General features: G+C 55.8%; 15 protein-coding genes. 11 read left to right on the plus strand and 4 right to left on the minus strand.

Features of this window, described 5'->3' with window-relative positions:
- Positions 1–143: 143 nt before the first annotated feature.
- A complete protein-coding gene (gene ptsP / locus QA596_01800) occupies positions 144–1,931 on the minus strand; it encodes a phosphoenolpyruvate--protein phosphotransferase (protein ID MDG5766181.1) in 1,788 nt (595 codons plus the stop codon).
- Between the two features lie 26 nt (positions 1,932–1,957).
- Complete coding sequence (locus QA596_01805) at positions 1,958–2,227, minus strand: HPr family phosphocarrier protein (GenBank protein MDG5766182.1); 270 nt, start codon at positions 2,225–2,227, stop codon at positions 1,958–1,960.
- 126 nt (positions 2,228–2,353) lie between these two features.
- Here QA596_01805 and gatC point away from each other — a divergent pair, with 126 nt between their 5' ends.
- From gatC to QA596_01850, 9 genes are all read left to right on the plus strand, one after another.
- Positions 2,354–2,641 carry an Asp-tRNA(Asn)/Glu-tRNA(Gln) amidotransferase subunit GatC gene (gene gatC / locus QA596_01810; protein ID MDG5766183.1) on the plus strand — a complete coding sequence of 96 codons (288 nt, stop codon included), beginning with the start codon at positions 2,354–2,356 and terminating at the stop codon, positions 2,639–2,641.
- A 182-nt stretch (positions 2,642–2,823) separates the two neighbouring features.
- The gene (locus QA596_01815) at positions 2,824–5,373 is read left to right on the plus strand and encodes a YfhO family protein (GenBank protein ID MDG5766184.1); all 2,550 of its coding nucleotides are present in this window, start codon (positions 2,824–2,826) and stop codon (positions 5,371–5,373) included.
- Positions 5,370–6,815: a glycosyltransferase family 4 protein gene (locus QA596_01820; GenBank protein MDG5766185.1), complete on the plus strand. Its 1,446-nt coding sequence runs from the start codon at positions 5,370–5,372 to the stop codon at positions 6,813–6,815. The genes QA596_01815 and QA596_01820 overlap by 4 nt, the downstream gene beginning before the upstream one ends.
- Before the next feature lie 78 nt (positions 6,816–6,893).
- The gene (locus tag QA596_01825; GenBank protein ID MDG5766186.1) at positions 6,894–9,614 is read left to right on the plus strand and encodes a CotH kinase family protein; all 2,721 of its coding nucleotides are present in this window, start codon (positions 6,894–6,896) and stop codon (positions 9,612–9,614) included.
- A 29-nt stretch (positions 9,615–9,643) separates the two neighbouring features.
- Positions 9,644–11,380, plus strand: a complete 1,737-nt coding sequence (locus tag QA596_01830; protein MDG5766187.1) for an asparagine synthase C-terminal domain-containing protein — start codon at positions 9,644–9,646, stop codon at positions 11,378–11,380.
- Positions 11,377–12,258 (plus strand): glycosyltransferase family A protein, encoded by an 882-nt coding sequence (locus QA596_01835; GenBank protein ID MDG5766188.1) that lies wholly within the window; start codon positions 11,377–11,379, stop codon positions 12,256–12,258. Before QA596_01830 ends, QA596_01835 begins: the two co-directional genes overlap by 4 nt.
- 7 nt (positions 12,259–12,265) lie before the next feature.
- Positions 12,266–13,747 (plus strand): oligosaccharide flippase family protein, encoded by a 1,482-nt coding sequence (locus QA596_01840; protein MDG5766189.1) that lies wholly within the window; start codon positions 12,266–12,268, stop codon positions 13,745–13,747.
- A gap of 136 nt (positions 13,748–13,883) precedes the next feature.
- A complete protein-coding gene (hisS, locus tag QA596_01845; protein MDG5766190.1) occupies positions 13,884–15,143 on the plus strand; it encodes a histidine--tRNA ligase in 1,260 nt (419 codons plus the stop codon).
- Between the two features lie 81 nt (positions 15,144–15,224).
- Positions 15,225–16,586 (plus strand): hypothetical protein, encoded by a 1,362-nt coding sequence (locus QA596_01850; protein MDG5766191.1) that lies wholly within the window; start codon positions 15,225–15,227, stop codon positions 16,584–16,586.
- Positions 16,587–16,858: 272 nt separating this feature from the next.
- Here QA596_01850 and QA596_01855 read toward each other — a convergent pair whose 3' ends face one another.
- Entirely contained in the window at positions 16,859–18,709 is a 1,851-nt protein-coding gene (locus QA596_01855; GenBank protein MDG5766192.1) for a GNAT family N-acyltransferase, read from the minus strand.
- Between the two features lie 256 nt (positions 18,710–18,965).
- On the opposite strand from QA596_01855, the gene QA596_01860 reads away from it, so the two are divergent.
- Complete coding sequence (locus QA596_01860; protein ID MDG5766193.1) at positions 18,966–19,280, plus strand: ATP-dependent Clp protease adaptor ClpS; 315 nt, start codon at positions 18,966–18,968, stop codon at positions 19,278–19,280.
- A 31-nt stretch (positions 19,281–19,311) separates the two neighbouring features.
- Complete coding sequence (clpA, locus tag QA596_01865) at positions 19,312–21,648, plus strand: ATP-dependent Clp protease ATP-binding subunit ClpA (protein MDG5766194.1); 2,337 nt, start codon at positions 19,312–19,314, stop codon at positions 21,646–21,648.
- A 255-nt stretch (positions 21,649–21,903) separates the two neighbouring features.
- Here clpA and QA596_01870 read toward each other — a convergent pair whose 3' ends face one another.
- Positions 21,904–25,191 carry a S41 family peptidase gene (locus QA596_01870; protein MDG5766195.1) on the minus strand — a complete coding sequence of 1,096 codons (3,288 nt, stop codon included), beginning with the start codon at positions 25,189–25,191 and terminating at the stop codon, positions 21,904–21,906.
- Between the last annotated feature and the right edge of the window lie 3 nt (positions 25,192–25,194).

The raw sequence follows: 25,194 nt of genomic DNA on the forward strand, positions 1-25,194 counted from the left end.
TTTAGCTTTTTTACCGTTTTTGCTCATTTATAGCGTCTGACCCCGAACTGCAGTTAAATAGATTTGTTCTTATATGCTCTATTTTATAGAGTTTTATTATAAACGTTTTTTACTGGTTAGTAACTGAGTTTTTTCGGTCAGAATCAGGATCCCGGCCGGGTTCGTTCTTTCTTGAGTTTTTGCTGGTAGCTTTTCTTCCAATCCGCCTTAAGCTGCCGGGATTGCTCCAACGTGGACGCGTTCTGCATGGCCTTCGCCAGCTCCTTCATCTCATCCATTGAATGCAATCGAACGGCCTGCTTAACCGAAGGAATCAGCCGTGGAGTCATACTCAGCTCATTCACACCAAGTCCGATAAGCACAAGCGCAGCAAACGGATCCGAAGAAAGCTCACCGCATACAGCCACTGGCTTGTCGTGTTTAGTTCCGGCTTCCACGCTCATGGCAATGAAGGTAAGCACCGCCGGATGAAGCGGCTGGTAAAGCGAGGAAATAAGGTTGTTTCCACGGTCAACAGCAAGCGTATACTGGGTCAGGTCGTTGGTACCGATGCTCAGAAAATCGGCGTGTTGGGCGAACAGATCGGCAAGCAGCGCCACACTCGGAACCTCCACCATCACCCCGAGCTGTATGTGATTGTCGACAGGCACTCCCTTCTTCTGCACCCGCTCCTGGGTTTCGTCCAGAACGTGTTTCACTTCGAGAAACTCATCCAGTGTCGAAATCATGGGCACAAGAATACGCGTCCGACCCGGATACTGTCCGGCCACCCGGCAGATAGCCTCCAGCTGACTCCGCAGCAGCTCTTTGCGATCCAGCAGAATACGAATTCCACGCCAACCCAGAAAAGGATTGGCCTCCCTGGTCTTGATATCAAGAACCTTGTCTCCACCCACATCCAGCAGGCGAATGGTAACCGGCGACGAGCCGCTGCCCGAATAGGCGGTCTGGCAAAACTCTTCCTGCCGCTTCCGGTCCATGGTAACGGGTCCTGCGTTCATCAGCAGTGTGTCGGTGCGAAGCAGTCCGATTCCTTCGGCCCGGTACTTCTCGATATTCAGCACCTCATCTTCGAAATCGATATTGGCCTGCAGGGTCACTTTATGTCCACATAGGGTTTCCGCCGGCTTGTCGACAACGTGCCGAAGCTGCTTTTCCTCCTCCTTGTGACGCTTGATCGCCCGGATGTAGAGGCCGGCCGTCTCCTCATCCGGCCTCAGGATGGCATTTTTGTTATATCCATCGAGAATAACCGTGTCGCCGTCCCGGATCTGTCGGGTTGCCGTTTTCGTATCAATGAGCATGGGGATGCCCATGGCGTTGGCGATAATCGAGGCATGCGATGTGAGTCCGCCTGCATTGCAGATAATCCCTTTCACTCCGTTCCGGGCGAAGGTCACCACTTCCAGCGGCGTCACTTCCGCCGTTACCATCACCGTATCCTTTCCGAAGCTGGCGATAACGGCAAGCTGCTGAATATTGCGCACCAGCCGGTCGCGGACATCCCGCAAATCCGAGAGGCGTGAAACCAGAAACGATTTGTCAGATGACTTGATCAGGTCGATGTATTGCTGAAAAGAGTCATAGACCGCTTTTTCGGCCCTCATATTCTGGTTATCTATCAGACCGTTGACAGAAGTGATCAGGTCGGGATCCTGTAAAATCTGAAGTTGCGCATTGAGGATGTCCCTGGTCTGCTGATCCTCCCGCGAATCCGCAAAATCCGTGAGGCGTTTCACCTCGACCGAAACGCTCTGTCTGGCCTGTTCAAACTTGCGAATTTCTTCGGGCTTCTGATCCTCCTCAATCGGCTCGGCGTCAATATTAATATTCCCCTTGGAATAGAGCCTGGCAACTCCCATCACCAGACCCGAAACTGCCGTAAGCCCGTTTATTTTTTCGTTGGATTCATAAGATCGTTGATCTTCCATAGCGTCCGCTTTGCGGTTCACGGTTTCTATTCTTCAACCTTGAAGCCATTGTTAAACAAGGTAACCATCGCCTCCATCGCCTGCTCTTCATCGGGGCCGTCCATCTCCAGTTCCAGTTCGGCACCCTGCTCTGCCGCGAGTGTCAGTAACCCCAAAATACTTTTGCCGTTAATACGATATCCATACATATGTATGTGAAAATCCGACTTGAACCGGGTAATTTCCTGAACTATGACCGATGCCGGACGTGCGTGTATACCCGCCGGATTTTTCACCGTTACCGTTTTTTTTATCATTTATTACATTCTGCCTTGCCGTGTTATTGTTTCTGCATCCCCGGGGATGCGCTCAAAGTTACACTTTGCCTGCACTTTTTGTAACTTCGAATTCTGTAATCAATAAACAAAAAAAAAATTATCAATATGTCTGTTTCTCTGGATGATGTTAAATATATGGCAAATCTTGCCCGACTTCAGCTTTCAGATTCTGAAGCCCGTTCCCTGTTGAAGGACATGAACGATATTCTGGGGTATATGGATCACCTGGGCAAAATCGACTCCTCCGATGTTCCCCCGCTGGAACACGTCACAGACGAAAAAACCGGCTTCCGGCCCGACCGGGCTCTGCCGCCCCTGGATCACGAACTGGCACTCAAAAATGCACCCGATGCCGACACGGACCACTTTCGTGTACCCAAGGTGATCGATTGAGAATTGTTCGCACGAAGCCGAGAGGCTTGTCCGCTGCTGACGGTGCAGCCATCTGACCCACCTGTTCGGTGCCTTAAAGGTGGTGCCCGTTGGATGCAAGCTGCCGCATCGGCGCCTTCAGCCATCAACCCTTCTCCCTGTTTCCAATTCACGCAGATCCCTCCAACCCACCTCAGCCTCAAATGACCCAGAAAAGTCGCGAGCCAAAGCCGGATAAAAAAGCCTCCCGCCGATCACGCAGAAATCTGAAACCTGCCGAAAGCATCCACGATTACTGGGAATCGCTCCCCCTGAAATACCGGCACCTGATTGTGCTGCTGTTTCTGTTCATCGCACCCTCGTTCCTGTTCAGCGAAGTCTATTTCGGCGGCCGGCAGTTCGTCGCCCACGATATCGAACAGTTCCGCGCCACGGCCCAGTCCGTTATCGAGTACCGCGAGGAAACCGGCGAAAACGCCCTTTGGGCCACCAATATCTTCAGCGGAATGCCCTCCTACACCGTCATCGGCACCAAGGCGGTCTATCACATCGACACCCTGCTCAGACGGACCTTCAACTCCCTGTTCATCCCCGTTTTCCCGTTTATGATCTGTGCCGGAGGGGTCTATTTCTTTTTCTGGCTGATGGGGTACCGGCCGCTGCCCTCGGCACTCGCCGCCCTGGCGATTACGCTGACAACCTACATCCCCATCATTGTGGGGGCAGGCCACAACTCCAAACTGATCGCCTATTCCTTTATTCCATGGGTGATGGCCGGTTACTGGATGCTGTCACGAAGTGACCGAAAACTGGCCGGGCTCTTCCTCTTTGCCATCGCGCTCAATTTCACGCTGCGTGCGGAACATGTCCAGGTGCTGTACTATTTCCTGTTTGTCCTGCTCATCTGGTTTGTATACGACGGATTCACTGCATGGAAAGAGCAGGTCTGGCCGGCCTGGCTTCGTCGCGCTTCCCTGATGGTACTCGGAGGCCTGCTCGCCCTGGCCGCCAACATCCAGCCGTACTGGAGCCTGTACGAGTATTCCGCGCACAGCATCCGGGGCGGTTCGGAGATGCGAAGCGAGATGGCTGGCCGTGACGGTCTCGATGTCGACTATGCTTTCGCCTGGTCGCAGGGCCGGGGCGAGTTGCTTACCCTCATCATACCGGCAAGTTACGGAGGATCCTCGGCGGAAGGCACGTACTGGGGACCAAAATCGTTTACCAGCGGTCCGCATTACCTCGGCGCCATCGTCTTTCTGATGTTTCTGGTTGGACTGATGAGAGCTCCCGGACGACTCAAATATGTTTTTCTGGGCTCCGGAGGCCTCGCGCTGCTTTTCTCTCTCGGCGAGAACCTGTACCGCTTTAACTATCTGGCGTTTCAATACCTGCCCTTTTTCGACAAATTTCGCACCCCGGAAATGTGGCTGATTGTGACGGTCTTCAGCTTTGCCGTCATAGCCGCCATGGGCATGAAATGGTTTCACGACTCCTGGAAAGACGGCTCTCTTACCCTCAAACAGCTCTATCTGCCCGCAGGGACGGCCCTGGTCATCGCACTCTTCTTTACCGCTTTTTCCGGAACCATCCTCAATTTCGAAAAACCGGGCGAGCACCGCCAGCTGGCACAGCAGGTCGCCTCACAGCAAAATGTCTCCCCGGACGATCCCCAGGTCCGCCAGTTTGTCAACCGCTACATCGACCAGGAAATCAAGCCCGAACGCCGGGAGATGGCGGCCTCCGACAGCCGGCGCCTGCTGCTGTACCTCGTGCTGGCATCCGGGCTGCTTGCCGCCACCGCGCGTTTCAACCTGCCGGCCAACTATGCGCTTGCAGGTCTCGTACTACTCACAGCCGTTGACCTGGTGCAGGTCGGCGGCCGATATGCCGACAAAAGCGGCCTCGTCCCTTCCGACATGTCGGCCTATGACGTAATCAACAACAAGGTGCGTTCCGTGGACCGGTTCATTGAGGAGAACAAGCAAGTGGATCAGGCCTGGCCGTGGCGGACACTCCCGCTCTCCGACAATCCGTTCAACAACGCCGTACCGGCGGCTTTTGTCTATCCCTCCATCGGCGGCTATTCGGGGGCGAAACTGAGCATTTATCAGGATGTGCTGGACCACGCCCTGTATACTGGTCAGGCCGGACTGAACACCGAGCTGCTCAACATGCTCAACACCCGCTTCCTGATCTTCTCCAACCCCATCTCCCTGCCGGGCTGGGAGGTCGCATACGAAGGACGTGAGGGGGTGGTCATGGAGAACCGGAACGCCCTGCCCAAAGCCTGGTTCGTCGATGAGCTGCTCACCGAAGACCGGCCGGAGGATGTGATGGCGCAACTCAATCGCTTTGACGCCTCCTCTACTGCCATACTTCTGGCCGATGGCCGCTCCGGCGCGGATGCCGTCCCCGACATCACCCCTATCGATAACCGAAGCGCCGAGGTAACCGAATACGGTCCGCGGCAGATCCGGCTGCACGTCGAAACCGATGCCCCGTCGTTTCTGGTGATGAGCGAGATCTACTACCCGGCCGGGTGGTATGCAACGCTGAACGATGAGCCTGTCACAATTCGTCGCACCAACTACATCCTGCGCGGATTTGAAATCCCGCCGGGGCAGCATGAGCTTGAGCTTCGCTTCGAGCCCCGCTCCCACATCCTGGGAAGCCGCCTCTCCTGGGTCTTCAACATCGCTATTCTGCTGATCGGTGTCGCCGCACTCGGCCTTTGGTACCGGAAATCATGACCCCGGCCAAGGACATATCACCACCTACCCATCCACAAAAACAGGAGACGTCCCCCGACGTACTGATTATCACATACTACTGGCCGCCCAGCGGGGGAGCAGGTGTTCAGCGTTTTTTGAAATTCGTGAAATACTTCCGGGAATTCGGCGTCAACCCGATCGTCCTCACCTGCGCCAACCCGACCTATCCGATCACGGATCACACTTTGGCCGACGATATTCCGGAGGATGTTGCGGTCTTCCGGGCCCGGTCGATTGAGCCTTTCCGGATCTACAGCCTGTTCACCGGCACCACACCGGAGAAAGCGGCCAATCCATCCACCGTACTCGGCTCCGGCAAACTCGGACCGGCCTCCAGGCTGGTACGCTGGATCCGGGCCAATGTGTTCGTTCCCGATGCCCGGCTCGGATGGCTTCCCTTCGCCAAGCGCCGGGCGCTCCGGCTTGTAAAAGAATACGACATCACTACTGTCATCACCACGGGGCCGCCCCACTCCACCCATTTTGCAGGAAAATGGCTTCGCCGGAAGGCCGGGGTTCGCTGGATCGCCGATTTCCGGGATCCATGGACCGACATTCACTATAACCGGATGCTGCCAAGAACCGCCTGGATCCGAAGCCGGGACGAACGGCTGGAACGCTCCGTCTTAAACAGCGCGGATGAAGTAACCGTGACCGCTCCAGGCACTGCCCGCTATTTTCAGCAGAAAGTGAGCCGTACCTATCACACCATCACCAATGGTTTTGATCCCGATGACTTTGCGGACGCTCCCGCTGAAAAAGGTGCACCCCGGCCTGTCCGCCAGGACTCCGCCGCATCCGCCGCATCCGCCGCGTCCGCCGCGTCCGCCGCGTCCGATAAACAGACCGTCGCGGATCCGTTTGTGATACGGCATGTCGGCACCATATCGGAATCATCCGTTCCTTCCCGCCTGCTGGAGGCGCTCGCACAACTGCCCGCAACCCCATACCGGATGGAATTTATCGGACCGGTACATGCCGAGCTTGAAAGGCAGATCGCCGATCTCGGGCTGGATGACCGGGTCGCCATCCTCCCTCATGTTCCGCACAGGGAAGCCACGGCACTGATGCAGCACGCCGACCTGAATGTGGTAGTGGTGCAGCGATCGGATGACAGCCGGATTCTGATTCCCGGAAAACTGTACGATTATCTCGCGGCAGGCAAACCCGTCCTGGCCATCGGTCCGGTGGACGGCGATACCGCCTCGATCATCCGGGATTGCCGGATCGGGAAAACCTTCGATTATGACGATGCGGACGGGCCCGGGCAATGGATCCGCACACTGCAGCAGGAAAAACAAAACCCGGGAAGGAACCCTTCGTTTAGCCCGGATGAGCATGCCATCGCACGGTACTCACGAAAGGAGCTCACCCGCGCGCTTTGCAACATCATCCATCCACCAAAAAACGTCCAATCATAACCGGCCAAACCCGAATCAAACATCATCACCCGCCTGTGACACTCACTGAAATTTCGTGTAGTTCATCGGCAATTTGTTATGACTTATTCTGTACCCGCCATTGTATTTCCCGTTCTTTTTCTGATCGGCAGCTCTGCAGCCACGTTCGCGTCCGATACGATACCTCCGAACGGGCCGAATCACCCCGAAAAAAATCGGCAGACCGAATCCCCACCGCTTTTCCTCAATGAGATCATGGCCTCCAACGGTTCTTCCATTGAGGATGAAGACGGCGACAGCTCCGACTGGATCGAACTGTACTACGACGGGGAGGAACCTCTCTCCCTGCACTATGTCGGCCTCACCGACGACCCCTCCAAACGATTTCAGTGGATGTTCCCGGACACCGTCATCCACCCGGGAGAATACCTGCTTGTTTGGGCTTCCGGCAAGGACCGTGCGACTCCGGGCGAACCCCTGCACACCAATTTCAGAATCGCGCAGGATGGGGAGGATATCATGCTTTCCCACCCGGTCGAAGGGTTGCTGGATCATTTCGAGGCTCGGAGAATCCCGACCGATATTTCGGCCGGCAGAGTGCCCGACGGCTACGGGGACTGGTTCTTTTTCAATCTGCCCACCCCCGGACGCAGCAACGAAACCCCTGCCTTCGAAGGCATCACCGAACCCGCACTCTTCTCCCACGAAGCCGGATTCTACACAGAAGATTTTCAGCTGGAGGTGGTCCCCAGGGACACAAACAGCACTATCCATTTTACACTGGACGGCTCCCGCCCAACCAGCAACTCACCGGTTTTTGACGGTCCGCTGACCGTCCACGACCGATCCGGCGAAGCCAATGTTTTTTCCACCATTCGCACCAGTGCCAGAACGTTCGACTGGCGGCAATGGCACGAGCCCGACGGTCCCGTTGCCAAGGCTACCATAATCAGAACCGTCACCCTCAGGGAAAACCACCTGCCGGTTTATGACAAGCGAACCTACTTTGTGATGAGTGAGGGCGCGGACCGTTATGAGGTGCCGGTAATCTCCATCACCACCGACAGCCTGAATCTGTTCGACTACCGTACGGGCATCTACATCCCGGGCATTCACCGCTCGGGGGGCGGTACGGGCAATGAGTTTCAGCGCGGAAGCGCATGGGAGCGCGAAGCGACTATGGAGTACTTCGATGAAACCGGGGAGCGTGTCCTTCACCAGGATATCGGAATCCGGATACACGGCGGCTTTTCCCGCGAACTGGCCCAGAAAAGCCTCCGGCTCTATGCGCGTAACGAATATGGCGACAACCGTTTCCGTCATCGCTTCTTCCCCGACCTGGAAGACAGCGTCTTCAACCGGCTGATTCTTCGCAATGCGGGCAATACCTGGGGCGAGGATATGTTCATGGACGCCGCGGCCCAGTCGCTGGTCAGGCACTTCAACATGGATACCCAGGCATACCAGCCGGCCGTGCTTTTCCTGAACGGGGAATACTGGGGAATACACAACATCCGCGAACGCTACGACAAACACTACCTGGAGCGGGTTTACGGGATCGATCCGGAGAATATCGATCTGCTGACAAGAGACTGGCAGGTCAAGGAAGGTGACTCGCTCCACTATGTTCAGATGCTGGATTTTGTGCGATCCGCCGATTTGGGTGATGACGAGGCGATGGCGAAGCTCTCGACCATGATCGACCTGGATAACCTGCTCGATTATTACAGTGCACAGATCTATTTCGGAAACAATGACTGGCCCCACAACAACATCGACTTCTGGAGGTCACGCGTGGCCTATGACCCCGATGCGGATCCCGGGCACGACGGACGCTGGCGCTGGCTGATGTTCGACGTGGACCGTTCGCTGGGGCATGCTACCGGTCCGGAGTTCGACATGATCGCCTGGATGATGCAGCCCGTCATCCGGGAGGAAACCTGGCCCACCGAGCTTTTTTTGAATCTGATGGAGAACGAGCAGTTCGTCGGAGATTTCATCAACCGGATTGCGGATCATCTCAATACCGCATTCCGCTGCGAACGTGTGGAGCAGGTCATAGACAGTCTGAAATCCCCCGTAGCCGGCCTCATCGGCGAACATATCCATCGATGGAGCCTTCCCGAGAGTGTCCATGCATGGGAAGGATACGTCCAGGAGATGTATCGTTACGCCTGCCAACGTCCCGCCTACCTCCGGGATCACCTCAGGGAACATTTCGATATTCCGGATATGCACGTGCTGCGCCTGGAGAATTTGGATAGCGGTCATGGCCATATCATCGTAAACAGCATTCCGGTTGCCGGCGATATCCCGGGAATTGCCGATGATCCGGAGGAATGGGCCGGTATCTATTTTGACGGCATCCCCATAGAGGTTGCCGCGAGCCCCCGGGACGGGATGCTGTTTGAGGGATGGGTGATCAACGGCGAGTTATCCCCGGTCACCGACACCCTCATCACCCTTCTCCCGGAAGAGGATCTGCACATTGAGGCGCTGTTTTCGGAACCGACTTCCGCCGACCCCGGCCCGCAGCCCAATCAGATCGCACTGCACCAAAACTATCCGAACCCGTTCAACCCTTCCACGACAATCTCTTACGAGCTTTCGGAAAGCAGCGAAGTCCAGCTTGAGGTGTACGACATTCTCGGGCAAAGGGTGGCGCTGCTGACCGACGAAATACGCAGCGCAGGGACGCATTCCGTCAACTGGGACGCCTCCGGCCTTGCCAGCGGTGTTTACATCATGCAGCTCACCGTTTCGGGAGTAGAAGGCGCCGCTGAAGAACAGCACACCGGAAAAATGACGCTGGTCAGATAACCGCAACCTGCAGATAACCCGCCTGCCCCATGAAGGTTCATATCATTCTTGACGATTCGGCCCGATGGAACCACGAAACAGGTCAACAGCCGCAAAGCCGGGTCTGGTGCCGGTCGGAAGGCGGGCGCGATTCCGGCCTGACCGGAAAAGTCCGTCGGATTGCGGATGATGACGAGGCAGCGGACCTGTGCAATGGGCTGAAGGGACGATTTGCCTGGATCCGGGAGATGCAGGATATCCAGCATCCGGGCGCAAAGGCACAAGTGCGCATTGCCGTCGACTTTCATCGTTCCATTCCCCTTTTCTACGCTATCAACGGCCGGGATGTCTACATTGGCGATCAGCCCGACCTCATCCGCCGAAGCCTTCCGGGTTCGGAACCTGACCGTGGGACGGCATCGGAATATCTGGTCCTTGGGTACCTGACCGGATCGGACACCTTGTTCCGGGGGATCAAACAGGTGGAAGCCGGATCCATCGTGACCATAACAGACGGGGATGATGGGCCGGCAGCCGAAACCACCGGCTATTTCACATACCGACACCATTACCGGAATGCGGACCGGAACACCTTGCTCAAGGATCTCGATGATGTGGCTTTACAAACGATGCAGCGGTCCATTGACCATGCGGACGGCAGGCCGGTCATTCTCCCCCTCAGCGGCGGCCATGATTCCCGCCTGATCGCCCTTCTGCTTCACCGGCTCAACTACCGGGATGTCATCTGCTATTCCTATGGCAAGCAGGGGAGTCCGGAAATGAAGCTGAGCCGGGAGATTGCGGAGGCCCTGGGTTACCGGTGGATCGGCGTACCCTATACCCGGAAAAAATGGCGTGACTGGTTCAACCGGCCGGAACGCAAGAGATATTACAAGAAAGCGGCGCGGCCGGCCGGTATCCCGAATATCCAGGAATGGGTTGCCGTCGGTGAGCTGAGATCCGGCGGCACCGTACCCGACGACAGCCTGTTCATGTCGGGCCACTTTGGCGACGCCCTGGTCGGGGGCAAGGGGATCTACGACACCTACACCTATCGGGAACACCCTGAAACCCATCCGGATACGATTCTTCGCCACATCTTCCACTACCATTACTATCTCTGGGACTGGTCCGCTTACCGGGATGTTCTGGAGCCTTTTTTCCGGGATCGTATCCTCCGGTTGCTGCAGCCGATCGATGCCTATCCCGACAGCCCCAGCGCATGCGAAGCCTGGAATATCCGTGAACGGCAATCCAAGTTCATTATCAACAGCGGGCGTATCTACGATTTTTTCGGCTACGATTGGCTGATGCCCTACTGTGACCCGGACTACATGCGGTTCTGGCTGGAAATCCCGCTTGCCTTCCGACACGACAAAAACCTCTATACCAGCTACATCGACCGGCTTTCGCCCTTCAACACTCCCACCCACAACCCGGGCAAGGCGATCATCGCCGTGAGGGAGACTATCCGGAAAACCCCTCTTTTCCGGCCGTCGCGAGCCCTGTACAACAAATGGGCCGCCCGAAGGCGCCGTAAAAAAGAGTACGAAACCCATCCGATGGCCTGGTACGGAATGATGAGGGAAACCGATTTCAGAAAACTGTACACCGGCAGTGAAAACATCAATTCGTTTCAGTCACTGGAATTGCTGCGCACGATATTTGAAAACGGTTATCTTTCTGTGGATGACATCCTGCACCAAAGCTATAAAGCCCTTGCCAGGAGTCCTTTGAAGCAACCGGACGGTGAACGGCCGTCCGACGATTCCCGAATACCTTCATGAAATACCTCATTATCACACCGGCCTTCAATGAAGCCGGCAACATCGCCGGATTCATCCGGTCGGTTGCGGCTCAGACCCGCAAGCCGGTGGAGCTGGTTATCGTTAATGACAACTCGACGGACGACACCCTCGCCGTTGCCGAAGAAGCGGCCGGCGGGCACTCCTGGATCCGCGTGGTCAACCGCCGGTCGCGGCCGGAACATATCACCGGATCGAAAGTGGCCGAAGCTTTCCTCTACGGAATAGCGCAAATAACAGATCCTTTGCCTGATGTGATAGTGAAGCTGGACGCCGACCTGGTGCTGCCCCCCCATTATTTCGAAACTGTCCTGCGACAGTTTGAACAAAACCCCAAAACCGGCATTTGCGGCGGGGTCTGTGCCATCCGTAAGGGAGAGCTTCTCAAGCCGGAAATCCTGACCGACCGCTTTCATGTGCGGGGAGCGCTTAAGGCGTATCGAAGAGAATGTTACGAACAGATCGGCGGCATTCGTCCGGTGTACGGCTGGGATACCCTTGACGAGCTGCTGGCGGCCTGCCATGGTTGGGATACGGTGGTACTGCCCGATCTCTGTGTGGAGCACCGGGCGCCCACCGGTAACCGGACCCGCTCCCTGAAGCTCCATATGATGACCGGCGAGCTGTTCTACCGGCTCGGTTACGGACCGGTTATTTCGCTGCTCGCCTCGGCCAAGCGCTGCACCATGCACCCCTTCGGCATTTCAGCACTTATCAGCTGGATTGGTTACCTTTGGGCTTCACTCGGCAGGCCTTCCCGGTATGTTGACCGCTCACAGGCAAAATGTATCCGCCGGCTTCGGTACCGCCGCATTCTGAAAAAAATCACCGGTTCCACCCCAACGCACGGAAGCACGTAACCATACAATGGGCATCATCCTGCGACAAAGTTTCACCAACACCATCTACTCCTTCATTGGAGCCGCGATCGGTTTTGTCAATGTCATATGGCTGTTTCCCTTTGTGCTGGAAGCCGGGCAGTTCGGTCTCACGCGCATCCTCGTCTCCATCAGCATCATCGGCACCCAGGTGGCCAGCCTGGGGATGGGAAATATCACTTTGCGGTTTTTCCCGCAATTCCGCGACCAGGGCAGGCAGCACCACGGGTTCCTGCTGGTTGCCGTTACCGTGCCGCTGATCGGGTTTCTGCTGCTGTCGCTGGCCGGTTGGCTGTTTCAGTCGCCGATAATCCGGTTCTATGCCGACGACAGCGCCCTGTTCGGCGACTACTATTTTCTGCTCTTCCCGCTGCTTTTTTTCATGCTCTACTTTCACATCCTGGAGAGCTACATCCGCTCCCTGTACGACACGGTGGTGGCCACTTTTTTCCAGGACGTGCTGCTCCGTCTGCTTCAAACAGCGGCAGTACTCTTCTACTTCTTCAATCTGGTCAGTTTCGGGACCTTTATGTGGCTCTTTGTGCTAACCTACGCTCTTCAGGCGCTGTTGCTGCTCCTTTATACCGGCCTGCAAAGGCAGCTTTACCTCAAGCCCGATCTCCGGGCGTTCACCCGGGAGCGCATACGCAGCATGGGCAGCTATGGTGCCTATGCACTGCTGGGAAGTGTCGCCGCCATGGCTCTTGGTAACATCGACATGATAATGGTCGGCGGCATGACCACCCTGGCCGAGACCGCTGTCTATGCCGTGAGCTTCTATCTTGCCACACTTATAAAAATCCCTTCGCGGAACCTGCTCAAGATCTCGCAGCCCGTCATCGCAGAAGCGCATTACAATAACGACCTGGATACCATCTCGCAGATTTACAGAAAAAGCTCGATCAATCAGCTGCTGGTGGGCGGTACCCTCTTCCTCCTGATCTGGGCGAACATTGACCACATCTTCCGTTTTCTCCCGGACGAGTACCATGCCGGCATCCCCGTGTTCCTGTTTATCGGCCTGTCGAAAATGATAGATATGACCTCCGGGTTCAATGCCGCCATTATCCGAACCTCAAAATGGTACCGGTTCGATCTCTATGCGACCGTGCTTCTGGTGCTGCTAACCGTCATCACCAACCTGATTTTCATCCCGCTGTACGGAATCACCGGGGCGGCAATGGCAACCGTGCTTTCGGTATTTATTCATAACGCGACCTGCTTTCTGTACATACGATACCGCTTCGGCATTCAGCCCTTCAGCCGGAAAACCGCCGGTGCGCTTCTCCTGCTGCTTCTGGCCCTGGCAGCGGCTACCCTGCTGCCCGCTGCCGGGTTCTGGGTACTTGACTTCGCTATTCGCACACTCGTCACAACAGCGTTCATCCTGTTTGGAATCGTGCTGTTCCGTCTCTCTTCCGATCTTGAAGAGCTCATTCGTGCCGTCCATGCCCGAATTTTCAAAAAATAGCATTTGAGAAACCTGCCGCAGAAAGCATAACCGGAAGAAATCGGAGGCAAGATGGAAAACAGCCGGGATACTCTTATCTTTCCTGCCGGTTCCCCGGACGGGGTTTTGCGATCGTATTCACAATTTTCAGCTATCCATGAGCAAACAAACCTTCAGCACGCACCACGGAATGGCGGATCTGCTGCCCGGAGAAATCGAGCAGTGGCAGGCGCTTGAATCCATTATCAGGGAGACGGCCCGGCGATTTCACTTCCAGGAGATCCGTACACCGGTACTGGAGCAGACCGAACTGATTGCCAGGGGAGTGGGCCAGCTCACCGACATCGTCAGCAAGGAGATGTTCGCCTTCGACCGCGGTGAGGACCGGTACGTGCTTCGGCCGGAAGGGACTGCTCCGGTTGCCAGGGCCTATGTACAGCATCACCTCTCCCAGCGCGGCGGACCGCAGCGTCTGTTCTACATCGGACCCTTCTTCCGTGCCGAGCGTCCACAGAAAGGGCGTCAGCGCCAATTTCATCAATTCGGAGCCGAACTCATCGGTGCTTCCGGCGCCATCGCCGACGCGGAAGTTATCGCCTTCATGATGGCCATATACCGGCAGATCGGCATCCGAAATATCACCCTGAAACTGAATACCGTCGGTGACCCCGCCTCCCGCGATGCCTACCGCAAAGCGCTCGGCGACTACTTCCATCCGCTCCGCGACAAACTCAGTGACATTTCTGTGAAGCGGCTTGAGACCAACCCGATGCGCATCCTCGACTCCAAAGAGCCGGAAGACCAGCCGCTGAAAGCTGATGCGCCGAAAATCATCGATTATCTGAGCGAATCGTCACGGGCGCATTACGAGGCGGTCTGCGGCCATCTGAATCGCCTGGCCATTCCCTTTGAGCATGATCCGTTTCTGGTTCGCGGACTCGATTACTATACCGAAACCGCATTTGAACTGATCAGCCCCGACCTCGGTTCCCAGGACGCGCTCGGCGGCGGCGGACGCTATGATCTGCTGATTGAAGAGATCGGCGGACTTCCCACACCTTCCGTCGGTTTTGCCTGTGGAATTGAGCGTCTGATGATCGCCTGCGAGGCTTTGGATATCCGGCTCGGTGAACCAGCCATACCCGATCTCTATTTTGTGACCCGCGGGGAGGCCGCCGCACAATGGGCGTTGGAACAGATGCCGGCATTGCGTGAGAAAGGGATCGTTTGTACTATGGATTATTCCGGCCGCTCGCTGAAGGCGCAGATGAAAGACGCCAACCGCCAGCAGGCCCGGTTCGCCCTGATTGTCGGAGAGCAGGAGCTGGCGGATAACCGTTTCACCCTCCGCCATATGGCCGAAAGTACGGAACAAGCCGTTTCTCCCGAAAGTCTGGCCGATCACCTGATCTCCTGAATAATGCACGATCCGGCAGGCCACCTGCAATGCATTCAATGAGCTTCTGCTCTGAACCCAAGTACCAAGCACCCGGACCACATGAGAACCAAACTGATCCTCATTGCCGTTCTGCTCGCCGGCATGGTTGTTCTGGCCAACTGGCTGACCGGGCGTTATCTCGCATCCATCGTTGATGGCCATCTGCAGCATCTCGCTGATGCCAATGAACAGGCAGCGCTGGATTACGGATCACTGCGCATCAACCCGGCTCTCGGCTCTCTTACACTCCATAACCTCGCTTTCCGGAACGAACATGGCCTGCTTCAATCGGAAAAGATACGGGGATCGCTGCCCTATGCCGACATCTGGAGGGCGCTGCGACATGGTGGCTCCTCCCCGGAAGAGCAGATCCGTTCATTCCAGCTCAATATTGAGAACCTGTCATACCGTTCTGCCGGGTCGAATGAGGCTGGACGTGATACCACAGGCGAAACGGCAGGCAGCACAAATACAAGCGCGGCTCTTAAGATTGAAACCACTCCACTCACTGTGGATTTCGCAAGCATCGTCTACAACGGCCACCTGGAAGAGTTGTTCACCCTGTTTGCCACCAACACCCCTCCCCGATGGAACCACAGGATTACACTGAACTTCCGGCGAATTGACTCCGATGGCACCCTGCCTGCGGAAGCCCTGTTTCTGTCCGCGTTGTCCGGGTACCACCTGCCGCAGGAAATAGACCGCTTCGGTCTGCAGATCCGATATCTGGCCGGTGAACGTTCCGCGAATATCACCAATTTCCGGATTGCGGCACCGAAATTTTCTTTCCATGGCGTCGGTGACTTCAGCTACACAGACAATGGCTGGCCGGACGCACCCGCTTCTTTCAGTACACGCTACGAACTTAGCGCAGTGACCCAAGATCTTGCCCGTATTCCTCTCTCGGAAACTCTTGGCGGTTTTTCCATGGACTCGCTCTCCATCAGCAGCTCTGTTACCGTGGATGACGGCGACGCTGTAACCGGGCGACATCCGCTTGTATTGCCGGGAGAGACCTCTTTCCGGATGTCCGGCCTGTACTGGTATCCTTCGGAAGTGCTCACCGACCGGTACGGCATGCTTCTGGGGATGGTCGGTATCACAGATCAACGGCTGCCCGTGCGCGCGCTCTCGGCAGATTATCGCAACTACAGGGATACCCTGTTCGTGGATGAGGCGATGCTGATGACCGACCCGTTTGACGCGCTCTTGCAAGCGATCGTGGCCACCCCCGACGACGGCCGGCCGGATGTTACCCTGGGATCGGTCACCTTTGTGCGTACCAGTGCTGCGTTTAATGATTTCATTGACGGCATCGAAGGGCTGTTCCTAATTGAGCTTCCCCGACGTGACGGCCGCCTCCACCTGGAGTTTTCCGGAGATCCCCGCGCGCCTGATTTCGACCTGGAGCTGCCGGGCTGATAAACTCAGAACAGCATCGATATGCCCTGTTCAGATACGACATTGCCGGGCACGGATCCGCCGGGCTCCCATCTGCCCTTGCCCCTGCTCGAAAGATGGCACTCTGATCCACCACAAGACATAATTCTTCCCATCTGATCTTGCCCTTGCCACTGCCCCGGATTCCGGACACTGTTGGACTCCTTCCGGGTCTGCTGTTCAGCGAAACCTTGTCGACTCCGGTATGGGATTCCGGACACGGTCGGATTCATTTCGGGACTGTTTCAAACGCTTCAATCCACCGGAATACTCTTTTTTTTCACTTTGCCGGTGCTCACTCCGTGCGATTCAAGGAAAGAGACAAGTCCCTCATCACCCATATAACGTTTCAGGATATTCGGATCGGTTTTGGTCAGGTCAACCAGAATCAGCCCGTCCAGCACATCGCTGAACTCAGGATCCACATTAAAACCGAGCAACTTCCCGCCCAGTTTCAGGTACTGCTTGAGCAGAATCGGCACCCCCTTGTTATCGTCCTCGAACTCCGAAACCAGTTCGGAGACATCCTCCAGGCTTCGGATCATGGTCCGGTTTTTGGTATCCAGCCCTTTCATCCGCCGGCCCCGGTATGGTGTCTTTGGCCGTACCTTTCTGGCCATATCCGGCAGATAATTGTGCAGCTTCAGAAACGTGACCATCAGGTGCCGAGACATGGAGTGATATTCGCTGCTGATGCTTACCGGTCCGAACAGCACTTTGTACTTGGGATATTTCACAACATAATGGCCGATACCCTTCCAAAGCAGCATCAGCGGGGCGAAACTGCGCTGGTATTCCGGCCGGATGAACGAACGCCCCATCTCCAGCGCCGGACTGATCTGGTCAAACAGCGAGCTCTTTATGTTGAACAGTGTTGTGGTATAGAGCCCTTTCTTGCCGAACCGTTTGATGATGTTGTCGGTCCGTCCGATCCGGTAGGCTCCGACCAGTTCGCGCTTCTCCTTGTTCCAAACGAACAGGTGCACGTAATACTCATCGAATCCGTCCAGGTCAATCGCCTTGCCGGTCCCTTCGTGGGTTCCGCGGAACGTCACCTCCCGCAACCGGCCGATTTCACGCACAATATTCGGAATCTGCTTTTTAACCGCGTGGAAAACCTGAAACTCGCCGCTATCCAGCAGGCGCTGGGACGGTGCCAGGGCTCGAATTTCATCCTCAAGGTGTTCCACCGGAACAGGATCAATAATAGGTTCTACTTTCGACTCCGTTACCCGGACAGGTTCGGGAGTCTCGTCCTCCGTTTCACGTCCGCTGCGATTCTGCAGCATGGAGGTTCTTTGCCGCAGATAGTGGGTCATTTCCACATCACTCTCAAACGATTTGAGTTTGTTGTAGCTGATGACCTTCCCGATGCAAATGTCGATGTCGCGGTCTTTCTTGTTCACGAATTCGGTGGGCAGCATGGCGGTGCGAAGGCGCGGGTGGATGAGGCCCAGCATTTGAAACAGCGGTCCGTTTCTGCCGTCAAAAAAGACCGGCAATACCGGCGCTTCCGTTTTCCGGATGATACCTGCGATGGATTTACTCCACTGTGGTTCAACAATTTTTCGCTTGCTCATGGAGAAGTGCGCCACTTCACCGGCGGGAAAAACCCCCAGTACGTGATCGTCACGCAGCCACTGCATGGACTCCTTCATCGATTTGAGATTGGCCCTGGCGGCATCCCTTCCACCGAACGGATCCACAAAAAAGAACACTTCCCGCAATTCGGGAATACGTTCCAGAATGTAGTTGGCCATAATTTTGGAATCGCTGCGAACAGAGCGCAGCAGTGAGGCCAGAATCACCCCTTCAATTCCGCCGAACGGATGATTGGCCACAACGACAACTTTGCCCTCCTTCGGAATACGCTCCATATCCCTCGGTGAGACATGGTAGTTGACATTCATGCGTTCCAGAAGTCTGTCATAGAACGGCAGATTCGTGTCATATTCCAGGGCATCGTAGTAAATCCTGTTCAGTCCGCCGAAAGCGAGCATCGCTTCGAGCGGCTTTCGGGCAACCTTGAACAGACTGTTGCGCACCGGACCTTCGATTTCAAAATCAAGGTTGAAAATATTACTTTCGTTATCTTTAGTACCCATATATTTAAATAATTACATCACTATCATATCGCAGTGGAATATGCTTTTGTTTGAACATTGCGTTCATCGACCCCGATGGCGCGAAATATCGGGTGAAGACCGGTGACATCCATAACCGAAAATACGCGTTTTCACGGGAGTTGCAACACGGCACCTTAAGCCATAATTTTTACGTAACATTTGAGAACCTGGCTTCGGGCCCACTAAAACCCCGCATAACGCGTAATATACCAATCACCGAATTTTCAATCCATCCATGTCTGACACTGCATCCGATCATCAGACCAGGACTCGGAAAAAGTCCAAAACCGATCAAGACGAACCGCCGTTGTACAAGGTGTTGTTGATTAACGATGATTATACAACGTTTGATTTCGTCGTTAGCGTACTTACTGGAATATTTGGCAAATCGGTGCCTGAAGCAGTTCAGATCACCAATGACGTGCACCGTAAAGGATCCGGCCTCTGCGGTGTCTATACAAGAGACATCGCGGAAACCAAGGTCGACCTGGTGGCCCGAAGCAGCAAAAAGGCGGGATTTCCCCTTCGTTGCACGATGGAGCAAGCGTGAGTTTTTTTCAACCTCTATTTAACACAGTACAATGATCAGCAAAGCCCTGGACCAGGTTCTTAAAAATTCGTACCTGATAGCCAGACACATGCAGCACGAGATGGTCAGTCTGGAACATTTGTTGCACAGTTTAGCCGAAGATCCGGACGGTGCGCGCATCCTCCGCAACTCCGGAACGGATCTGAATCAGCTGAATGACGATCTGGAACAGTTTTATTCATCCATGCCGCAGCGCAGCAACCCTGACCAGGATCCCATCCACACTCTGGGTTTTCGGCGAACCCTCCAGCGCGCGCTTATGCACAGCCGGGCCGCCGAGCAGGAAGAGACCGATGTGGGCGATTTGCTGATCTCTCTGTTTGCCGAGGAGGAGAGCCATGCCCGTTACTTTTTGGAGAAACAGGATGTCAGCCGCCTCGATATTCTGAACTATGTATCCCACCGCATCTCCAAGCCCGGTTTTGAAGATCCCGATGACCTTGATGGCCACGATGATGACAATCCGTTTTCCGGTGAGGATCAGGATGCCCTGGATGCCGACAGTGAGGCGCAGGAAAACGAAGAGGGACTGAGACGGGAGACCGAAAGGAAGTCCGGCCGAAGTTCCGGCAAAACCGATCCGCTCTCCCTCTATACCGAAGAATGGACCGCCCGTGCGAGCGAGGGGAAATTTGACAAGGTAATCGGCCGGGATATGGAGATCGGCCGAAGTATCGAAATTCTCTGCCGACGTCAAAAAAACAACCCGATCTATGTCGGGGATCCCGGCGTGGGAAAAACGGCCATCACCCAGGGCCTGGCTCAGAAAATTGTGGCGGATGAAGTTCCCGAACGAATACGCGGCTTCAAAATTTACGCACTCGACCTCGGGGCGCTCCTGGCCGGCACCAAGTTCCGGGGCGATTTCGAGGCACGGCTCAAGGGAGTGCTCAAGGCGCTTCAGAACAGGAACGATGTAATTCTGTTTATTGATGAAATCCACAACATCATCGGGGCCGGCGCGGCGGGCTCAAGCACTCTGGACGCGTCCAATATGCTTAAACCCCTGCTGGCCGACGGACGCATCCGCTGTATCGGAGCCACCACTTTCGAGGAGTATAAAAACCACTTTGAAAAGGACCGGGCCCTCTCCCGTCGGTTTCAGAAGATCGAAATCGAAGAACCGGATGTGGACACTACCATTGACATCCTGAAGGGCTTGAAGGGGGTTTATGAAGAGTATCACGGACTCAAAATCACACCCGCCGCTCTGGAGTCGGCCGCCCGGCTGTCGGCCAAATACCTGAACGACCGGCGCCTGCCCGACAAGGCCATTGATGTGATTGATGAAGCCTGCTCCCAGGTCTCCCTGCAATCAGGAACCCGGAAGCAGCTCTCGCCGCGCGATGTGGAGAAACTCATCTCCAAAATGGCCCGTGTGCCGGTGCAACAGGTCGGCGGAGCGGAAAAAGAGGGCCTGCGTGACCTCGAGTCCGCGTTGAATCATAAAGTATATGGACAGGAACCGGCGGTCAAATCGCTGGTTACGGCCGTAAAACGAAGCCGCGCCGGCCTGGGCAACGAAACCCGGCCCATAGGCTCGTTCCTGTTTTCCGGTCCGACCGGCGTCGGAAAAACCGAGCTCTGCCGGCAGGTAGCCGAACAGCTTGGCATACCGCTGATTCGCTTCGACATGAGCGAGTACATGGAGAAACATACGGTTTCGCGATTGATCGGTGCCCCGGCAGGCTATGTCGGTTTTGAGCAGGGCGGACTGCTTACCGACGCGATCCGCCGGCAGCCCAACGCCGTACTGCTGCTCGACGAAATCGAGAAAGCTCACCCCGATATTTTCAACATCCTGCTGCAGATCATGGATTACGCCACGGCTACCGACAACACCGGACGCAAGGCGGATTTTCGCAATGTGCTGATGATAATGACCTCCAATGTGGGATCGCGCGAAATGGCCGGGAACGAGATCGGATTCGGCGGCGGATCGGGCAGCGGCCCCAAAGGCAATCCCCGCAAGGCGATCGAAAAACAGTTCAGCCCGGAGTTTCGGAACAGGCTCGACGATATCGTGATTTTCAGGCACCTCGACCGGAACGTGGTCGAAAGCATTGTCTACAAATTTGTCCGGGAACTGGAGGAACAGCTGCGCGGGAAAAAGGTGCGGATTCACCTCACCCGCAAAGCGGTCGATTGGCTGGCCGACAAGGGGTATGAACCCGCCTACGGAGCGCGGCCCATGGCCAGGGTGATTCAGGAGAATATCAAGGATCGGCTGGTGGATGAACTTCTGTTCGGAAAACTTCAGTCGGGCGGCGAGGTAACCCTCTCTGAAAAAGACGGGGAACTGACGTTCCGTTTTAAAACCGTCACATAAGCATTTGCAGCCGCGAACTGAACTGCCGCATGGCGGATGCCGCAACACTCCGCAATGCGTATGGGGCATCGGTCGGATGATACTCCCTGTCGAACCGACGGGATATGCCATTTCGTTTTGATGCGATTATTTCGGCAATAAGGCCGCATTTGTGGCCCGCCCGGCCGGACGCACCGCAACCCACCGCAATTCACCGGATCAGGCCGTACTTTTTGTACGGCCTGCCGGCAATGGCATCAGTCCGACTGGAAGTTGTCAGTTTTTCTCGGGGTATGGCGGAGGTTCGGGCAAGCCGGTTTCAACTTCCTCCATCCGCTCAAGCAGATGGTCGATTGCCGCGTTGAGCTGCTCATCAATACCCGCGTACTCTTTCGCCGGATCGTTATCTACATAAATATCCGGTTCCACGCCATGCCCTTCAATAATCCATTCGGTGCCTTCGGTATCATAAGAAGCAAATTCGGGCCGGTTCAGGTATCCGCCATCCACAAACGGCAGGGTTTGCCGGATGCCGACCACCCCTCCCCAGGTCCGTTTACCGATGAGCTTGCCGAGGCCGTGCTTGCGGAAGCGATAGGGAAACAGGTCACCGTCGGAAGCGGAAAACTCGTCGATGAGGGTTACCATGGGGCCCAGCATCATCGCGCTCGGGTCCGGCGACGGAACCGCGTTGCGGGGCTTGTCCACCATGGCCAGCTCCCGCCGCAGCCGCTCGATAATCATTGGAGACACATTCCCGCCGCCGTTGCCGCGCACATCAATTATCAACGCCTCCTTGCGCAGTTGCGGGTAGAAATGCTTGACGAACTCATTCAATCCGCCCGGACCCATATCGGGTATATGGATGTAGCCGACACTCCCGTCGGTCGCTTCGCTCACTTTGCGGATATTTTCCTGAACCCAGTTGTAATAGTAGAGCCCGGACTCATCCGCAATCGGCCTGACCACCACTTCCCGGGCTCCATCGAGCGACGGCTTATCGTTGATTGCAAGCAGCACCGGTTTTTCGGCTTTGTCGATCAGTGATTTATAGATATTGACCATATCCGCGGTGGAGGCGCCGTCCACGCGTACAATGTAGTTCCCTTCCCGAACAGCCAGGCCGACTTCCAGCAGGGGCGAGCGGCGGGAGTCCACCCAGTTTTCGCCCTTGAGGATACGGTCGATCCGGTAGAAGCCGGTGTCGGAGTCACGTGACAGTTCGGCGCCCAGCCTTCCCATGGGCACCCGTTCCGGCTGCGGCCGGTCACCGTCGCCCACATAGGCATGGCCCACATTCAGTTCGCCGATCATTTCACCGATGATGTAGGTGAGGTCATTGCGATGTGCCACGTGATCCACCAGCGGCCGGTAGCTCTCCCGCACCGCTTCCCAGTCGACCCCGTGCATATTCGGCGCATACAGAAAGTCTCGCATCTGCCGCCACGATTCATCAAAAATCTGAACCCATTCGGCGGTACGATCCAGCCGGATTTTCATATCCGAAAGATTCAGTTTCGGATCCATTTGGACCTCCCTGGAGGGCAGGTCCACAATCGCGTACTCGCCGGCCCTGGAGATCATCATCTTTTGTCCGTTGGCCGAAATCCTGTAGGAGGCGGCCGGACCCAGTTCCTGCTCCTCCTTCTCCTCCAGATCGTAGTAAAGCAGCACGGTCTGCCGGTCGGTCATGCCGTTCCGCTGATAGTACAGGCGATTGCCGACAGCCTGCAGGTTACCGTAGTTCGATGCCTGCACCGGCAGGGCCACGATACGGTTGGAGAGGCCTTCGGTATCCACGGGGATGCTTTCGGCGGGATCAAACGCGTCTTCATTCTCCCCTTCATCCTCGTCGTTCAGAGAAACCTCATCATTTCCAGGCTTGAATGGTGACGGCGTATCCGACTGGAGGGTTACGAAATAGATGCGCTGCATGTCGGTATACGCGTGATTCCACTCAGTCTGGCTGTAAATGGGATTGAAGTCGCGGTTGGAAACAAAAAACAAATATTTACCGTCGGGGCTGAACACCGCATTACCGGACGAGTACCACCCATCGGTGACCTTGAAGTGCTCATCGCGCTCAACAGAATAGAGCCAGACGCGGTTCATCGTTTCCACTTCCGGCAGGGTATAGGCGATCCACCGGCTGTCCGGCGACCAGATGTATTGCGACATTTCCCAGGCCTCGGCCTGACGTACCAGGGTGACCTCTCCGGATTCCACATCCACCATATTGAGCCGCAGTTTCTTGTCGGCCCAGAGGATTTTCTTGCTGTCGGGTGACCAGCTGATCCGGTACTTGTAGGTATCGGCGCCGGTGGTGATTTGACGCGGCTCTCCGGATCCGTCCTGGGGCATCACATAGATTTCATCCTCGCCGGACCGGTCGGATATGAACGCGATGGAGGCACCGTCCGGCGACCAGACCGGGTTGCGGTCATGCACCCCTGAAGAGCGGGTCAGGTTCCGGGTGATGCCGCTGCGGGCGGGCACGGAAAACACATCGCCGCGCGCGCCGAACAGGGCGCGGTTTCCGTCGGGTGAGACATCCCACGTGTGGATAAACTCACCGGCATCCACCAGCCCATCACGACCGGTGAGCCGGTCATCACGAATTTTTACCGGAACTCTGGTCAGTTCTTCATTCGCCAGATGGAAACGGTAGAGATATCCGCCGTTCTCAAAAACGATATGCCGGGTTCCGATGGAAGGAAACTTGATGTCGAACTCGGTAAAATCGGTCAGTTTCCTGGTTTCATCGGAATCAAGGTCATGGACATACAGGTTCATTCGGCCGTTCTCGTCCCTGTCGGAGATGAAAAAGATCCGGTTCTCATGCCACATGGGGATGATGTCCTGGGAGTTGCTGTCGGTAACCCGGATCGTCTCTTTGGTCTCAAAATCATAAATCCAGATATCATCGGCCATTCCGCCCCGGTACCGTTTCCAGGTTCGGAATTCCCGGAAAACCCGATTATAGGCAAGTTTGGAGCCGTCAGGTGAAAAAGAGGCGAATCCGCCCCTGGGCAAGGGAAGCTGCACGGGCTGGTCGCGGTCGGGATCGGTCAGGAAAAGATGTCCCTTGAAAGAGTTGAATTCACGCATGCGTGAGCGGAAGAGAACCTGTTCGCCATCCGGGGTCCAGCCCATCACCAGGTTGTTGGGTCCCATTCTGTCGGCTACATCATCCCGGCCAAGGGTGGGTGTGAATGTCATGCGTTCGGGTTCGCCGCCGGCGGACGGAATTCGGTACACTTCGGTATTGCCATCGTATTGTCCCGTAAATGCGATGTATTTTCCGTCAGGAGAGTATCTGGGAAAAATTTCATACCCGTTGTGTCCGGTAAGGCGCCGCGCCGTGCCGCCGTGAATCGGTACGGTATAGAGGTTTCCGGCGTAGGAAAAGACAATCCGGTTGTCATGAATATCCGGGAATCTCAGCAAGCGGGTTTCGTCGGCGGGTTGGGCGTTTGTGCTTTGGAAACCGAATACCAGCAGCGATATCAGCACAAGCAGGCTTGGCAGCCTCAAACGGGTAGCGTTCTTCGTAAATCGATTCAAACA

The organism is Balneolales bacterium ANBcel1, assembly GCA_029688905.1.
GTDB lineage: Bacteria > Bacteroidota > Rhodothermia > Balneolales > Natronogracilivirgulaceae > SLLW01.

Bases quoted from the DNA above. Each gene is read 5' to 3' on its own strand.
- ptsP (MDG5766181.1), bottom strand. From the start codon at position 1,931: ATGGAAGATCAACGATCTTATGAATCCAACGAAAAAATAAACGGGCTT.
- QA596_01805 (MDG5766182.1), bottom strand. From the start codon at position 2,227: ATGATAAAAAAAACGGTAACGGTGAAAAATCCGGCGGGTATACACGCA.
- gatC (MDG5766183.1), top strand. From the start codon at position 2,354: ATGTCTGTTTCTCTGGATGATGTTAAATATATGGCAAATCTTGCCCGA.
- QA596_01815 (MDG5766184.1), top strand. From the start codon at position 2,824: ATGACCCAGAAAAGTCGCGAGCCAAAGCCGGATAAAAAAGCCTCCCGC.
- QA596_01820 (MDG5766185.1), top strand. From the start codon at position 5,370: ATGACCCCGGCCAAGGACATATCACCACCTACCCATCCACAAAAACAG.
- QA596_01825 (MDG5766186.1), top strand. From the start codon at position 6,894: ATGACTTATTCTGTACCCGCCATTGTATTTCCCGTTCTTTTTCTGATC.
- QA596_01830 (MDG5766187.1), top strand. From the start codon at position 9,644: ATGAAGGTTCATATCATTCTTGACGATTCGGCCCGATGGAACCACGAA.
- QA596_01835 (MDG5766188.1), top strand. From the start codon at position 11,377: ATGAAATACCTCATTATCACACCGGCCTTCAATGAAGCCGGCAACATC.
- QA596_01840 (MDG5766189.1), top strand. From the start codon at position 12,266: ATGGGCATCATCCTGCGACAAAGTTTCACCAACACCATCTACTCCTTC.
- hisS (MDG5766190.1), top strand. From the start codon at position 13,884: ATGAGCAAACAAACCTTCAGCACGCACCACGGAATGGCGGATCTGCTG.
- QA596_01850 (MDG5766191.1), top strand. From the start codon at position 15,225: ATGAGAACCAAACTGATCCTCATTGCCGTTCTGCTCGCCGGCATGGTT.
- QA596_01855 (MDG5766192.1), bottom strand. From the start codon at position 18,709: ATGGGTACTAAAGATAACGAAAGTAATATTTTCAACCTTGATTTTGAA.
- QA596_01860 (MDG5766193.1), top strand. From the start codon at position 18,966: ATGTCTGACACTGCATCCGATCATCAGACCAGGACTCGGAAAAAGTCC.
- clpA (MDG5766194.1), top strand. From the start codon at position 19,312: ATGATCAGCAAAGCCCTGGACCAGGTTCTTAAAAATTCGTACCTGATA.